Raw genomic sequence first — 14,001 nt, forward strand, 5'->3', positions numbered from 1 at the left:
GGGCGGGGGCCTAGGGTCTCGACATGAAGATCTCCGACGTGGTCAGGTCCAAGGGCTCCGACGTCGTCACCGTGCGACCGGAGGCCACCGTCGGTGAGCTCCTCAGCGTGCTCGCCGACCACAACATCGGCGCGGTCGTCGTGAGCAACGACGGCTCGAGCGTCGCCGGCATCGTCAGCGAGCGGGACGTGGTGCGGCACCTCGGCCGGTCCGGGGCCGCGGTCCTGGAGGAGCCGGTCTCCACGATCATGACCGTCGAGGTGCACACCTGCTCCTTCGGCGACGAGATCGAGGACCTCGCCGGGTCCATGACCGAGCGGCGCATCCGACACGTCCCGGTCCTCGAGGACGGTCGCCTCGCGGCCATCGTGACCATCGGCGACGTGGTCAAGCACCGCATCAGCCAGCTGCAGGACGAGCGCGACCACCTGGTCGGCTACATCAACCAGTAGCCGGCACGCGCCGGCCCGGCCGGCAGTGGCCGGATCGTCACCCTCCGGGCGGCGGTGGTCCCAGCGACGTCCCACGGCGAGCACGTACCGTGGAGGGCATGAGCACGTCGTCGACCACGCCGCCCGCCGGGCTGCCCGCGGCCTACGACACCCTCGGCCCCTATCGCCTGGCCGGTCTGCTGGGGGAGGGGGGGATGGGTGTCGTCTATCTCGGCCTGGACCGTGCGGGCCGAGCCGTGGCGATCAAGGCGCTGCGCCCGCACATCGCCGGTGACCCGGACGCCCGGGCCCGGCTGGCGCGCGAGGTCGCGACCCTGGAGCGTGTCCAGCACCCCCGCGTCGCGGCGGTGCTCGACGCCGACCCCGAGGGGGAGCGGCCCTACATGGTGACGCGCTACGCGCCGGGCCCGCCGCTGGACGACTACGTCACGACCCACGGTCCGTTCCGCGGCGAGGCGCTGCTGCGCCTGGCGCGCGGGCTGCACGATGCCCTGGGCGCCATCCACGCCGCGGGCGTGGTGCACCGCGACCTCAAGCCCGGCAACGTCCTGGTCGTCGACGACGACCCGGTCGTCATCGACTTCGGCATCGCGCACGTCGCCGACGACGTGCGCCTCACCAGCACCGGGCTCGTCATGGGGACGCCGGGCTACCTGTCCCCGGAGGTCCTCTCGGGAGCGCCGGTCACCGAGGCCACGGACTGGTGGGGCTGGGCGTCCACCCTCGCGTATGCCGCCACCGGCGCCCCGCCGTTCGGTCGCGGGCGGGTCGACGTCATCCTCGACCGCGTGCGATCCGGGCAGCACGACCTCACCGGGGTGGACGCTCGCATGCGCCCGCTGCTGGCCGCCGCGCTCGCGCCCGACCCCGCCCAGCGGCCCTCGGCGGGCACGGTGCTCGCGGCGCTCGAGCAGCTCGCCCACGGCGAGGCCCCGCACCTGGCGACCGGTCCGAGCGGGCGCACCGAGGTTCTCCCCGCCGTCACGCAGTCGATCGCTCCACCCACCGAGCCCCTCGCCGCCCGGACGGAGCTCGTCGGGCAGCAGCGTCCCCGCCAGGGATCGACACGGGTCATGCCCGCGATCCCGTCGGGTGGCGGCGCGAGTGCTGCCGGGGCCGCGCCCTACGCGCGGATCCGTCCCCACGCCTCCTCCGTCCCTCCCGCTGCCGCGGCGACGCCGCCTGGCGCCGGGGGACCGGCATACGGCGTGGAGCCCCGCAGGGACGAGCAGCCGGTGGGGCCGGTCGGAGACCCCCGCGTCGGCAAGCCGGCCCGCACGGCCCAGCTGATCGGCCTCACCGGGGCCGTCGCCGCGCTCGCCGCGACGTGGCCGATGATCGCCGTCGGCGTGGCCCTCGGCTGGTCGGTCCTCGCCCGCACGGTCGACCGCTCGGTCACGGCGACCGTGCTGCGACGCCACGAGGCGGGCGGGGCGCGTGGCACCGACCTGGCGGTGGCGGTGGCGCGCAGCCCCTTCCAGCTGCTGGCCGCGACGGTGAGCACGATCGCCACGGGGCTGCTGGGCCTGCTGGTGACCGTGGCCGTGATGTTCGCGGTGTCCCTCGGCAGCTCCCTGCTCGGCGTCCGCCAGGCGCCCACCGGGGCCGTCCCCATCGCTGTCGGCGCGCTCGTCGGGTGCTGGACCTGCTGGTGGGGTGCGGGCGGCATCTCGCTGCGGCGTGGCTCGCGGATGCTGATGCGCGGCCTGACGCCGGGCCAGCTCACCCGAGAGGTCGTGACGGCCCTGCTCGTGGCCCTGGTCCTGGGGCTGGGGCTGTGGGCGCTGCTGCGGCACGGCGTGCCGGTGTGGTGGCCGCTGCAGCAGGACCCGGTGACGGGACGCACCCTCGGCTGGCAGTTCTGAGGCCCTGGTCGCCGCGGGACGTCCAGGTGAGGTGGAGGAGCGCCGCCGTCGATCCACCAGGTGAGGGTTAAACACGCCGGGGCGGGGGGCTCGGTTTGGGATCGGGCCAAGGACCTGCCTATGGTCGTCGAGCGCCGTCGGCCCACGTCCCCCTGGGGCTGGTCGAGGTGTGTCACGGGGGGTCTCCCCCCGTCTCGGGGCACAACTGGATAGACCCGAATTCACATGCAGGACATGCCCGCTGCGCCGAGCAGCACCCGACGGGCATCGTCGCCGGACACCACCTCTCGTCCGGGTCCTGGGGTGCTGGTGGAGGACCCACTCACGACTCGCGAGAGCGGCTCGTGGCGGTCTGCGCGAGCAGGCCTTGGGGTGAAGCCGCGTCTGCGGCCGGACACCTGACCGTCCGAACCCGACAGCTCACTTCACAGGCGTCGTCAGGAAAGGATCTCTGTGCGCTACGCACCTCGTCACGCCATCTCCTCGACCCGTCGCACCGCCCGCTGGGCCACGACGGGCCTCGCCACCGCGGCCCTCACCGTCGGCGGCGGCATCGCCGCCACCGGCACCGCCCACGCCGACGACAGCGTGTGGGACCGCGTCGCCGCCTGCGAGTCCGGCGGCAACTGGTCGATCAGCACCGGCAACGGCTACCACGGTGGCCTGCAGTTCGCGCCGAGCACCTGGCGCGCCTATGGCGGCAGCGGCTCGGCGGCCGGCGCCTCCAAGTCCGAGCAGATCCGGGTCGCCAAGCGCGTCCTGGCCGGCCAGGGCCCCGGCGCCTGGCCCGTCTGCTCCCGCAAGGCGGGTCTGACCCGCGGCAGCGGCGGTGCCGACAGCGGCTCGGCCACCCAGGCTCGTGCCTCTCGCTCCACCGAGCGCAAGGCCGTGTCGTCCTCCGAGCCGCGCAGCACCAAGCGCTCCACCTCCACCAAGGTTGCGGAGCAGACCGCGCCGAAGCGTGCGACCAAGCGCGCCTCCTCGCAGACCTCCGTGTCGTCCTACCCCGGTGCCGGCGCGTTCGTGCTGGGCCACCGGGACCCCGCGGTCACCCTGCTCGGCAAGCGTCTGCAGGCGCACGGCTTCGGCAGCTTCTACAAGGTCGGTGCCGGCCCGACGTTCACCTCGGCCGACAAGGCCGCCGTCGCCGCCTTCCAGAAGTCCCTCGGTTGGACCGGCTCCGACGTGAGCGGCTACCCCGGCCCGGTCACCTGGGCCAAGCTCATGGCGCCCGCCAGCTGAACCACGCCTCTCTGAGCACCGGCTCACGTGTGGGGGTCGACCCGGAACGGGTCGGCCCCCACACGGCTGTCCGCGTCCGAACGTGTGGGTTCTGACGCGAAACGACACGCTGCCGGGCGCGACGTGAGGTATCCCACAAATCCGTACGGTACGTAGCGGAAACATCGGGACAACTCCCTCCGGAGTGGGCTGTCCCGGCGGCCCTTCGTCACTGAGAGCAACCTTGTTGGCAGCCTGAGCCGAACCTGTGGTTTGTCTCAAACCGATAACGGGCCCTAGAGTCTCCTCCGACGTCGCCGCTGCCCCCCGTGGGCCGGCGGCTTGTCGCGGAGAGACACTCTCCGCCTCGGGCACAACTCCATACCCCCGAAATTTCAGCAGCGCATGCCCCCTACGCCGAGCGTCATCCAGAGGGCACCCCCGCCGGACACACTTGGTCCGGGCGCAGGATGACAGTGGAGGACCCACTTCGACCCGCCCCGCGGGTCTTGGGGTGAAGCCGCAGTAGCGGCCGGGCACCTGACCGCCCGAACCCGACAGCTCACTTCACAGGCGTCGTCAGGAGAGGAACTCCCCCCACCATGCGTTACACCCCCCGTCATTCGGCCGCGCCCAAGCGCGCCTCCAAGCGCATCGCCACCGTCGGTCTGACGACCGCTGCCCTGGCGCTCGGTGGCGGTTTCGCCACCGCCGGCACCGCCAACGCCGCCTCTGTCGGCACCTGGGACCGCGTCGCGGCCTGCGAGTCCGGCGGCAACTGGTCCATCGCCACCGGCAACGGCTTCTACGGCGGTCTGCAGTTCACCCGCTCCACGTGGCTCGGCTACGGTGGCGGCGCCTACGCCCCCACCGCCAACCGCGCCTCCAAGGCCCAGCAGATCGCCATCGCCGAGCGCGTCCTCGCCGGCCAGGGCCCGGGTGCCTGGCCCGTCTGCTCCCGCCGCGCCGGCCTGACCCGCGGTGGCGCCGCCGCTCCGGCCTCCCGCTCCACGGTCCGCAAGGCCGTGAAGAAGAAGGTCGTCAAGAAGCGCGTCGTCAAGAAGAAGCGCTATGTCTCCAAGAAGCGCTACGTCCTCAAGAAGCGCTACACCCGCTCGGGCAAGCGCTACTACGTGCGCGTCTACGTCCGCCGCTGATCGCGGGGCGTCGCGCACGCCCTGCCCCAGCTCGTGACATCGAGGGCCGGCATCATCTCTGAGGGGGATGCCGGCCCTCAGTCATGCCCGCGCACGCTCGCGTGCACCGCTGTCTCGCCCGTCTCACGTGGCAGGGCGAGACATCCTCGCCGCGGTGTGCAGCCGCCCCGGCCCGAGTCCGTTTAGGGCCCGCCACGCGTCGCCGACTAGGATCGGACGGCATGTATGACGGAGCCCGCCGCACGGCCGCGCCCCCGTCATCCCGCTGGAGTGGCGCAATCGGTAGCGCACCTGTCTTGTAAACAGGTGGTTGAGGGTTCGAGTCCCTTCTCCAGCTCTGTGACCTGCAGGTCCAGGCCGTGTCAACGGCGGTCGGCGTGTTCGCGGATGAAGTCCACGATCACCGGGAAGGCCGGTCGAGCTCGGCACCGAAGAAGGCCGCCGCGGCCTTCAGAATCGAGTTCGCGCGCTTGAGCTCGGCGTTCTCCCGCTGCAACCGGCGGACCTCGGCCGATTCCTCGCTCGTGGCCCCTGGCCGGGCGCCCGCGTCGACCTGTGCCTGGCGGACCCACCTGCGGACCGTCTCCGGGGTGCCGACCCCGAGCAGCTCCGCAACCCCGGTCATCGCCGCCCACTGCCACTCACGCTCCCCGACGTTCTCAGCGACCATGCCGGACCGCCCGTTCCTTCAACTCAGACGGGTACCGCCTGTGCCTGTCTCCTGGCATGACTCCAACCTTCCCAAGGTTCGAAGTCTCCGGACACTCCGGGCGGTTCATGACGAACCGCGCCGTGAACCGCTGACGACCAACTTCACGTCATGCCGATTTGCGGATGTGCGATCACGGCCGCTTGAGGTCTGATACGTCGCCGAAGCCGGAGAAGCCCGCGGATCGGTACGTCGCGAGGGCAGCGGGGTTGGAGCCTTCGGCGACGACGACTACCGACGAGGCGCCGCGCTCTTGGAGTGCTCGCGCCCCCGCCAACGTGATGGCCACTCCGTAGCCCTTGCCGTGGTGGCTCCGGTGGACGCCCATCGGCTCCACCAGGCCCGGTCGTCCGGGCCCAGCGCTCCACACTCTCGTGACGGCGACCGGTGCGTCGTCACCGTCGTGGGCGATCAGGCTGTGCGCGCGGTCGGCGAAGGGTCCAGTCATCATCTGTGCCCAGCGTGCCGCGAACCGAGCCTTGTCGTCGCCCTTGTAGGGAGTGCCCTTGAAGGAGGACCAGTGGACGCTGGTCCAGTCCTCGGCCGCCTCGGGCCCGACCTCGGACACCCGCAGGCCAGTCTCGTCCAAGCGAGAGAGGTCCGTTGGGGTGGTCAAGCGCAGTGACATGGGCGTCCCCGGCTCGTCATCCACCCATCCTGCCTCTTCAAGGGCCGTCCGCAGGGCGGTAGCGCCTCGCGCCTCGACAATGGCATCCCCGCGAACAAACAGGTCCGCCGCGTGGGACGCGAGGTCATTCGCGATGCATTCAGCCACCCCGATATCGTCGGCGTGGGCTGGGTCCACAGCCAATCGGAGCACATCCGACCCGTCGAGCATTCGCACGGCCAGGGGCACCCCGATCGCTTCCAGACCCGCAGGTCGTGGGCCATCTGGGCGGCCCCGACTGAGGAGTGCCAGCCGAGGTTGCCCGGGTGCAGGTGCCCCGACCACGGGTCGGCCTGCCACCGGCTCAGGGTCCGGGCAATGCCCGCCAGTTGGTCGGGCCACGGGGTGACGAGCTCGAGTTCCATGATCGTCATCCAAGGGCGAACGAGAGACCAATAGCAACCACTTTTGCCAGAGTCACTCGCGCGCCCTCATGCCGCGCTTCGCGCTGCTCGGTGAACGAGTGCTTGAGTCTTGTCAGGGTGCTGCCAGGTCGACGCCGACCTCGGCGGCGATGGAGCGCACCAGCCGGGTCAGGCGTGCCGCACGACCGGGCATGGTGTCGCGGTAGTTGAGGAGGGTGAGCAGGCCGGGTCCCACAAAGGCATATGCACGGGCGCGCAGCCAGGTGGCCTCGTCGGCGCGCGTGGCCTGGCGGAGTATCTCTCGTGCCGGAGCATCGAACAGGTTCCACGCGTAGAGCAGATCCGCCGCTCGATCGCCCACGCCGAGGGAGCCGAAGTCGATGACCCCGGCAAGGTGTCCATCAGGGCGTGTCAGAAGGTTCTCGTCGGACAGGTCCGTGTGCACGAGGCACAGCGGAGTGGTGCGGGCTGGCACGTCTCGCACTCGCCGCCATGCCTCGCGCACCGCGGCTGGGTCGAAGATGTCGGCCAACCCGTCGGCGACTTTCTCTGCCCACGCGTCGGTTTGCTCGGTGACGGGGTCGTCGCACCGGTAACCCCAGCGCTGTGGACCGGCAGAGACACCGGAGACGTCCACCCCGTGAAGCTCGGTGCAGAAAGCCGCCAAATCGGTGGCGAGAACCTGCTGGGCAACCGGTCCGAGGTCACCGGGTCGGTCGCCCTCAAGCCACGTCACGATCGCCCATGGAAGCGCGAACGTTGCGGATGGCTCGCCCCTCAGCACCAGCTCTGGCGTGGGCGTCGTCGTTGCGGCCGCTATCCGTGGAAGCCAGGCCACTTCCGTTTCGAGGTCAGCGCTGTATCCGCGCGATCGGGGTAGCCGAACTGCCATGGTGTCACCCAAACGGAAGACCCAGTTGCTGCTGCCTGCACTATTGCTCACGGAGATCGGAAGGCCAGCGAAGGACGGGGCCTGCTCCCGCACCAACCCGGCTACCAGCTCGACGGCAGGTGCGACCTCCCCACCGCTGCTCTTGTCGGTCAACAACATGGAGGAACGCTCTCACGCAGCCGCCGGGACGTCGATCAGATTTTCTCGAACAGAGCGCGCCGACGACGTTCGCATCTGCCGCGGCGCGTGCGTCACGACTGCCGTATCTGCGAGGCTCACCTTCGTGACTATGAAGGACAGCGAGAGTCTGAACGGCCGGCTGTTGCGGGCGGTGCTGGCGGATTCGGTGTGTCGAACGATCCTCGATCGGATGCCTGAACTCGCCCTGCCGGAGTGGTGGCTGACGGCTGGCGCGATCTTCCAGAACGTGTGGAACGACGTCGAGGGCCACCCTGCGGGCTACGGCGTCAAGGATTACGACGTGTTCTACTTCGACACCGACCTGAGCTGGGAAGCAGAGGACGCCGTCATCCGACGAGCGGCTGAGCTGTTTGGTGGCCTTGGAGCGAAGATCGAGCTCCGCAATGAGGCCCGAGTCCACCTCTGGTACGAGGAAAAGTTCGGGACGCCTGCGTCGCCGTTTCGTAGCGCGACCGATGCCATCGACGCGTTCGCGGCGACCACGTGTTCTGTCGGCGTCACCCGCGACCGGGACCGTTGGCGTATCCACGCGCCGTTCAGCCTCCACGACACCTTCGGAATGCACATGAGGCCCAACCGCAGGCTGGCTCCGCGCCATGTCTACGAGACGAAGGTGGCACAGTACCGAGAGCGATGGCCCTCTCTGGCCGCCGACCCCTGGTAGGAGTGCGTCGACGCGCGCGCTCATCGCACGTGCCCCAGGTCGCCCACCTCACCACGCTTTCGGGCTACGTGCACCACCGCCTGACCGGCCGACGGGTGCTCGGGATCGGCGACGCCAGCGGGATGTTCCCGATCCTCGACGGCGACTACGACGCGGACCGGTTGGCCGCCTACGACGGGCTGCTCGCCGAGCACGGCCTGACCGGCTCGCTGCGCGACCTGCTGCCCACCGTGCTCACCGCCGGTGCCGACGCCGGCATCCTGACCGAGGACGGCGCGAGGCTGCTCGACCCCACCGGCCGGCTGCAGCCAGGCGCCCCGCTCTGCCCGCCCGAGGGGGACGCCGGCACCGGCATGGTCGCCACCAACGCCATCACCCCGCGCACCGGCAACGTCAGCGCCGGCACCAGCATCTTCGCCATGGTCGTGCTCGAGGAGCCGCTCGCGGCCGCCCACCCCGAGATCGACGTGGTGACCACTCCCGTCGGTGACCCGGTCGCGATGGTGCACTGCAACAACGGCGCCAGCGAGATCGACGCCTGGGCAGGGGTGTTCGGCGAGCTGGCGCGCGCGGTGGGGTCGCCCGCCGGGGCCGCCGAGATCTTCTCCGCGCTGTTCACCGCCACCGCCTCGGCCGCCCCCGACGCCGGCGGGGTCACCGCCTACAACTACCTCGCCGGCGAACCCATCACCCGGGTCGAGGACGGGCGCCCGCTGGTGGTGCGCACCCCCGACAGCGCGCTCACCCTGGGCAACCTGGTGCGAGCCCAGCTGTACGGCGTCTTCGCCAACCTCCGCCTGGGCATGGACGTGCTGGCGCGAGAAGGGGTCCGGATCGACGGGTTGCTCGCCCACGGCGGCCTCTTCACCACCCCCGGGGTGGCCCAGTCCGCGCTCGCGGCCGCGCTGCAGGTGCCCGTCACCGTCGGCCAGTCCGCCGCCGAGGGCGGCGCATGGGGGATGGCACTGCTCGCCGACCACCGGGTGCGCGGCCAGGGGCGCCCGCTCGCCGAGCACCTCGCGCAGGAGGTCTTCGTCGGCGCCGAGACGAGCACCGTCGAGCCCGACCCGGTGCTGGTCGCCGGCTACGACCGCTACCTGCAGCGCTTCGTCGCCGGGCTGCCGGCGGTGCGGGCGGCCGCCGGGCTCGGTGCCAGCTGATGGCCGACGCCCCGCCGGTCAGCGCTCGGCGTACGCGTTCAGGTAGGAGTCCTCGCCGCGGCGTTGCATGGCGAGCAGCTCGGCATACACCCCACCAGAGGTGGCCAGCTGGGCAGGCGAGCCGATCTCGTCGACCCGACCGTCCTTGATCGTCACGATCCGGTCGACGCCCGCGATGGTGGACAGCCGGTGGGCGATGATCAGCGAGGTGCGTCCCGCCATGAGCTGCACGAGGCCCTCCTGCACGGCGCGCTCCGAGCGGGTGTCGAGCGCGCTGGTGGCCTCGTCGAGGACCAGCACGGAGGCGTCCTTGAGCATGGCGCGAGCGACGGAGATGCGCTGCTTCTGGCCACCGGAGAGCTTGAGGCCGCGCTCGCCGATCATGGCGTCGAACTCGCCGTCCAGCTTGCCGATGAAGACGCTTGCGTTGGCGCGCTCGGCCGCCAGCGCGACCTCGTGCTGGGACGCGGTGGGGTGGCCGTAGCGGATGTTCTCGCCGACGGTGTCGGAGAAGAGCGACGGGTCCTGGAAGACCAGGGAGATCCGACGGCGCAGCTCGTCGTGGGGGAGCGTGGCGATGTCGACGCCGTCGAGGCGGATCTGCCCGCCGCGCAGCGGATAGAGGCCTAGCAGCAGGTTGACCAGGGTGGTCTTGCCGCCGCCGGACTCGCTGACCAGGGCGACCCGCTCACCGGGCCGTATGTCGAAGGTGACGTCACGCAGCACGTCGGGACCGTCGCCGTAGCCGAAACGCACGTCCTCGAACTCCAGCACCGGGGCGCCCTCGGGACGGGAGGGCAGCGCCGGCATCTCCTGCACGTGCTCGACCTCGGTCGCCGCCATGACGCGGAAGTAGTCGCGCGACCCCGCCACTGCGCGCTGCGAGGCGTCGAGGACCCAGCTCATCATCTCGACGGGCATGCGGGCCATCGCGATCAGCTGGATCAGCAGCACCATCTGGCCGACGGAGAAGCCGCCGTCCAGGGTCCGCCAGAAGATGAGGAGGTACATCGCCGCGAAGGCCAGGTTGAGGACGCCGCGACGGATCACGTCCATCGTGTGCCAGTGCCGCGACTGCTCCTTGGTGGTGCTGTCGGTGCGCATGAAGTGGTCGGTGAAGGTGTCGAGCTCGTGCCGCTCGCGGGTGAAGGACCGCACCACCCGGATCTGCCCCACGACCTCGGCGAACCGGCCGCCCGCCGTGTCGACGTGATGGTTCTTGTCGGCCTCGAGCCGCTGCCACGTGCGGGACGTGAGCCCCGTGAGCCAGACATAGGTCGGGAAGACGACGGCCAGCAGCACCGCCAGCGGCCAGTAGTAGATCGCGCTGATCAAGAGCACCGCCGCCGTCTGGATCAGCATGGTGAAGAAGGTGTTGGCGAGCGACTTCGCGAAGTTGGAGACCTCGGTGATCGAGCGGTTGAGCCGCGACACGATCGTGCCGGTCATCTCGTCGTCGAACCAGCTCTGCGGCAGCCGCAGCAGCTTGTCGAGGTAGCGCGTCGACAAGATCGCGCGGATCCGGTTGCTGAGGACGTCGCCGGTGTAGCCGCCGAGGTTGGAGACCACCGTGCTGACCAGCTCCGCCGCGAGGATCGCCAGCGTGAGCAGCCCCAGCGTCGGGAAGGCGGCGGTGCCCCGCCCGCTGCGGACCGCGTCGACGATGGTGTCGGTGGCCCGCCCGACGAGGAACGGCGTCGCCAGCCCCGCGCTCGCGGTGACGATCGCGCAGGCCGCCACCCCCAGGTAGTAGGGACGCAGCTCGGCGGTGAACCGGATGATCCGGGCGAGGGAGGCCACGATGCCCTCCTCGCGCGCCTGCTCGGCCGGCGCGTCGCCGGCGATGGTGGTGCGCGCGGCGGCGCTGACGCTGGTGCTCAACGGGCTCCCTCGGTGACGGTGCTCATGCGTCCACGAGACGACATCAAGCGGACGTGAGGTCAACACCGGCGGCGGCGGGACTCTTCCCGTCGCGGTCAGCAGAGGTCCAGCAGGGCCTCGGCATAGGCGCACTCGAGGTCGCCGTTGGTCGTATGCCGTTCCCGCTGCCCGTCGTTGGTGAGGACACGCCATACGGGCCCTTGCTCAGCGAGTCCCGGCTCCCGGTGCACCGACCGCAGCCGGTCACCCAGCAGCGCGCGCAGCTGGTCCTCGCGCGGCAGCCACACCGTCTGGTCGAGCCCGACCGAGTCCAGCGCCCACTCCGTCGTCCCGTTGAAGCCGAGCACGGACTGGTCCGCGTAGTGGTGCAGCTCGATCGTCAGGTCGCTGATCCAGTAGGTCTGGTCGGCGAGCGTGTCGACATCGATCGCGAACCGGTCGCCCGGCTGCGGCTCCCACAGCACGCCCGCGGCCGCGAGGCGGCGGGCGAGGTCCAGCGTCAGCATCTGCCCATCCTGCCTCACCGCGCGCGCGGACGTCGGACGAGTGCGAGGCTCGGGCATGGAGCTTCCGGAGCTCGTGGACGACTGGAGGAGCCTGCGCCCAGGCCGGGCGGTGCACGCCGCGTCAGTCGTTGGCGACCTGCACGACCTCGCCGCCCGTGATGCGGACGAGCTCGTCGAAGGTGAGGGGGAACAACGTGTCCGGCGTCCCGCCGGCGGCCCACAGCTGCTCGTGCTGCCGCAGCGCCTCGTCCACGACCGTCTGCAGAGGAGCGGGGTGCCCCACCGGCGCCACGCCACCGATGACCTGCCCGGTGGCGTAACGCACCTCGTCGGCGGAGGCCATGTGCACCTCGACCACGCCGAGCGCGCGCTCCAGCACCTCGAAGTCCACCCGATGCGCGCCGCTCGTCATCGCCAGGATCGGCGCGCCGTCGGCCATGATCACCAGCGAGTTGGCGATGGCGCCGACCTCGCAGCCGACCAGCTCGGCGGCGTCCTTCGCCGTCCGCGCGGGCGTGGCCAGCACCCGCACCCGGCCGTCGACGCCGGCCTCGTCGAGGGCGGCCTGCACGTCCTGCGCGCGGCGCGGGAGGTCGGAGGAGGAGGTGGCGTCGGGCGCAGTCGTCATACGCCCCAGCCCATCACGACAGGCGGTATGCCGCCAACCCCCGCCGCCACCCGCGATCCGGCGCATGGGCCGGCTGCGTTCAGGAGCGGCGACCGCGGCGGCGGGGTCGGCCGTGGGGTGCCGAGAGAGCCTGGTCGAGCGACAGGTCCCCGGGGCTGGTGAGCGCCAGCAGCAGCGCCGCGACCCCGATGGCTGCCACGAGCTCCCACCCGCAGTTGTCGACGAGCACGCCGTGGCCTCGGTGCACGAAGGCGTAGGCGCCCGCCATCAGCAGGGCCACGAGCGAGCCCGCCACCCAGGTGAACAGGCCCAGCAGGATGCAGATCCCCCCCACGAACTCGATGGTCGCGGCGACGATCGCGGCGAGCGTCGGCACGGGCACCCCGGACCGGGCCATCTGCGCCACGACCCCGTCGATCCCGATGATCGTGAGCTTCTGCCACCCGTGGGCGATCAGCACGAGCCCGAGGAGGATCCGGCACCCCAGCAGCAGGACCGCTCGCACGGGATTGTCGGAGAAGGGGGTCTGGTGGAGCGAGGCCATGCGGGCCAGCCTACGGCGCCTGCGGCGCGCTCAAGGCTCGACCCAGACACCCTCGTCCCACGCCCGCTCGAACGTCGGGACCCACCGGTCGACGTCGAGTCCCTTGCGCGACAACCAGTCTCGCGAGTAGTAGCTGTCGGCGTAGCGACCGCCGCCGTCGCACAGCAGCGTCACGACGGACCCGTGCTCGCCGCGAGCCCGCATCTCGCACACCAGCTTCAGCGCGCCAAAGAGGTTGGTGCCGGTCGATCCGCCGGCGAACAACCCTGTGCGAGAACGCAGCACGTGGATCCCGGCGATCGAGAAGGCGGAGTTCTCGGGGTCCGTGACGCACAGGCGGGTCAGGTGGCCGCCATACCGCAGGTGTCGGCCGATGGTCGCGGAGGTGCCGCCGGTCCCGGCTGCGGTGACGATCCAGGCGGGGGCGGGGTGGGGCTCGAGCCGCAGCTGGTCGAAGATGGACTCCGCGATGTTGTTGTTGCCCCGCCAGTCGGTCGCGCGCTCGGCATACGTGAACTGGTCCATGTAGTGGCCGCCGAGCCGCCTGGCGAGCTCGACCGCCGTCGGATACAGCGTCGCGGGGTCGTCGATGAACTCGCACCGCCCGCCGTTGCGCTCGATGAGGTCGATCTTGGTCTGGCTGGTGCTGCGCGGCATGACCGCGATGAACTCCAGCCCCAGCAGCCGCGCGAACCACGCCTCGCTGACGGCCGTGGAGCCGCTCGACGCCTCGATGATCGGGGTGTCCGGGCCCACCCACCCGTTGCACAGGGCGTAGAGGAACAGCGACCGTGCGAGTCGGTGCTTGAGCGAGCCGGAGGGATGGGTGGACTCGTCCTTGAGGTAGAGCTCGATGCCCCAGGCCTGCGGCAGCTGCACGGGCAGCAGGTGCGTGTCGGCGGAGCGGTTGGCGTCGGCCTGGACCGCGCGGATCGCCCGGGCGACCCAGGCCCGCCGCCCGGGGTCGCTGCGATCGACGTCACGGGCCGTGGCCGACAGGGTCATGGCCCGAGCCTAGCCCGCGGCCCTAGGGTGGACCGTCCCGGGTCGACGGCGTCGCCGGACGACTCCGAGCCCCCGACCAAGGAG

Annotated in this window: 13 protein-coding genes, 1 tRNA gene, 1 pseudogene and 2 riboswitches; of the genes and pseudogenes, 7 read left to right on the forward strand and 8 right to left on the reverse strand. The window is 71.2% G+C overall.

Features of this window, described 5'->3' with window-relative positions; genetic code table 11:
• Positions 1-23: 23 nt before the first annotated feature.
• The 5 genes from ACF3NS_RS07060 (at position 24) to ACF3NS_RS07080 (ending at position 5,032) form a co-directional block, all read left to right on the forward strand.
• Positions 24-452, forward strand: coding sequence for a CBS domain-containing protein (locus tag ACF3NS_RS07060; protein ID WP_154592330.1), 429 nt, complete (start codon positions 24-26; stop codon positions 450-452).
• A 98-nt stretch (positions 453-550) separates the two neighbouring features.
• Positions 551-2,317, forward strand: a complete 1,767-nt coding sequence (locus ACF3NS_RS07065; RefSeq protein WP_392468829.1) for a protein kinase — start codon at positions 551-553, stop codon at positions 2,315-2,317.
• Between the two features lie 261 nt (positions 2,318-2,578).
• A riboswitch (cyclic di-AMP (ydaO/yuaA leader) is annotated at positions 2,579-2,768 on the forward strand.
• A gap of 2 nt (positions 2,769-2,770) precedes the next feature.
• Positions 2,771-3,559 carry a transglycosylase family protein gene (locus ACF3NS_RS07070; protein WP_392468832.1) on the forward strand — a complete coding sequence of 263 codons (789 nt, stop codon included), beginning with the start codon at positions 2,771-2,773 and terminating at the stop codon, positions 3,557-3,559.
• A 433-nt stretch (positions 3,560-3,992) separates the two neighbouring features.
• A riboswitch (cyclic di-AMP (ydaO/yuaA leader) is annotated at positions 3,993-4,131 on the forward strand.
• A gap of 9 nt (positions 4,132-4,140) precedes the next feature.
• Entirely contained in the window at positions 4,141-4,695 is a 555-nt protein-coding gene (locus ACF3NS_RS07075) for a transglycosylase family protein (RefSeq protein WP_392468834.1), read from the forward strand.
• A gap of 264 nt (positions 4,696-4,959) precedes the next feature.
• Positions 4,960-5,032, forward strand: a tRNA-Thr gene (locus ACF3NS_RS07080).
• A 28-nt stretch (positions 5,033-5,060) separates the two neighbouring features.
• On the opposite strand, the pseudogene ACF3NS_RS07085 reads toward ACF3NS_RS07080, so the two are convergent.
• From ACF3NS_RS07085 to ACF3NS_RS07095, 3 genes and pseudogenes are all read right to left on the reverse strand, one after another.
• Positions 5,061-5,423: pseudogene (locus ACF3NS_RS07085) on the reverse strand (transposase); the annotation flags it as partial.
• A gap of 114 nt (positions 5,424-5,537) precedes the next feature.
• Complete coding sequence (locus ACF3NS_RS07090; RefSeq protein WP_392468836.1) at positions 5,538-5,993, reverse strand: GNAT family N-acetyltransferase; 456 nt, start codon at positions 5,991-5,993, stop codon at positions 5,538-5,540.
• Between the two features lie 555 nt (positions 5,994-6,548).
• Positions 6,549-7,487 carry an aminoglycoside phosphotransferase family protein gene (locus ACF3NS_RS07095; protein ID WP_392468838.1) on the reverse strand — a complete coding sequence of 313 codons (939 nt, stop codon included), beginning with the start codon at positions 7,485-7,487 and terminating at the stop codon, positions 6,549-6,551.
• A gap of 130 nt (positions 7,488-7,617) precedes the next feature.
• Here ACF3NS_RS07095 and ACF3NS_RS07100 point away from each other — a divergent pair, with 130 nt between their 5' ends.
• Together ACF3NS_RS07100 and ACF3NS_RS07105 are read left to right on the forward strand one after the other, a co-directional pair.
• Entirely contained in the window at positions 7,618-8,193 is a 576-nt protein-coding gene (locus tag ACF3NS_RS07100) for a nucleotidyltransferase family protein (protein WP_392468840.1), read from the forward strand.
• 29 nt (positions 8,194-8,222) lie between these two features.
• On the forward strand, positions 8,223-9,353 hold the full coding sequence (locus ACF3NS_RS07105) for an FGGY-family carbohydrate kinase (RefSeq protein WP_392468843.1): 1,131 nt from the start codon (positions 8,223-8,225) through the stop codon (positions 9,351-9,353).
• Positions 9,354-9,371: 18 nt separating this feature from the next.
• On the opposite strand, the gene ACF3NS_RS07110 is transcribed toward ACF3NS_RS07105, so the two are convergent.
• From ACF3NS_RS07110 to ACF3NS_RS07130, 5 genes are all read right to left on the reverse strand, one after another.
• Entirely contained in the window at positions 9,372-11,153 is a 1,782-nt protein-coding gene (locus ACF3NS_RS07110; RefSeq protein WP_392469094.1) for an ABC transporter ATP-binding protein, read from the reverse strand.
• Between the two features lie 176 nt (positions 11,154-11,329).
• A complete protein-coding gene (locus ACF3NS_RS07115; RefSeq protein ID WP_392468845.1) occupies positions 11,330-11,740 on the reverse strand; it encodes a hypothetical protein in 411 nt (136 codons plus the stop codon).
• Between the two features lie 121 nt (positions 11,741-11,861).
• Complete coding sequence (locus ACF3NS_RS07120; protein ID WP_392468848.1) at positions 11,862-12,368, reverse strand: YbaK/EbsC family protein; 507 nt, start codon at positions 12,366-12,368, stop codon at positions 11,862-11,864.
• 79 nt (positions 12,369-12,447) lie between these two features.
• The gene (locus ACF3NS_RS07125) at positions 12,448-12,912 is read right to left on the reverse strand and encodes a DoxX family protein (protein ID WP_392468849.1); all 465 of its coding nucleotides are present in this window, start codon (positions 12,910-12,912) and stop codon (positions 12,448-12,450) included.
• Between the two features lie 30 nt (positions 12,913-12,942).
• Positions 12,943-13,917, reverse strand: coding sequence for a PLP-dependent cysteine synthase family protein (locus ACF3NS_RS07130; protein WP_154592322.1), 975 nt, complete (start codon positions 13,915-13,917; stop codon positions 12,943-12,945).
• Between the last annotated feature and the right edge of the window lie 84 nt (positions 13,918-14,001).

Source organism: Arsenicicoccus cauae (assembly GCF_043162025.1).
Classification (GTDB): domain Bacteria; phylum Actinomycetota; class Actinomycetes; order Actinomycetales; family Dermatophilaceae; genus Arsenicicoccus; species Arsenicicoccus cauae.

Coding starts and splice junctions, on each gene's coding strand:
- ACF3NS_RS07060 (WP_154592330.1), top strand. CDS start 24: ATGAAGATCTCCGACGTGGTCAGGTCCAAGGGCTCCGACGTCGTCACC.
- ACF3NS_RS07065 (WP_392468829.1), top strand. CDS start 551: ATGAGCACGTCGTCGACCACGCCGCCCGCCGGGCTGCCCGCGGCCTAC.
- ACF3NS_RS07075 (WP_392468834.1), top strand. CDS start 4,141: ATGCGTTACACCCCCCGTCATTCGGCCGCGCCCAAGCGCGCCTCCAAG.
- ACF3NS_RS07095 (WP_392468838.1), bottom strand. CDS start 7,487: ATGTTGTTGACCGACAAGAGCAGCGGTGGGGAGGTCGCACCTGCCGTC.
- ACF3NS_RS07100 (WP_392468840.1), top strand. CDS start 7,618: ATGAAGGACAGCGAGAGTCTGAACGGCCGGCTGTTGCGGGCGGTGCTG.
- ACF3NS_RS07115 (WP_392468845.1), bottom strand. CDS start 11,740: ATGCTGACGCTGGACCTCGCCCGCCGCCTCGCGGCCGCGGGCGTGCTG.
- ACF3NS_RS07120 (WP_392468848.1), bottom strand. CDS start 12,368: ATGACGACTGCGCCCGACGCCACCTCCTCCTCCGACCTCCCGCGCCGC.
- ACF3NS_RS07125 (WP_392468849.1), bottom strand. CDS start 12,912: ATGGCCTCGCTCCACCAGACCCCCTTCTCCGACAATCCCGTGCGAGCG.
- ACF3NS_RS07130 (WP_154592322.1), bottom strand. CDS start 13,917: ATGACCCTGTCGGCCACGGCCCGTGACGTCGATCGCAGCGACCCCGGG.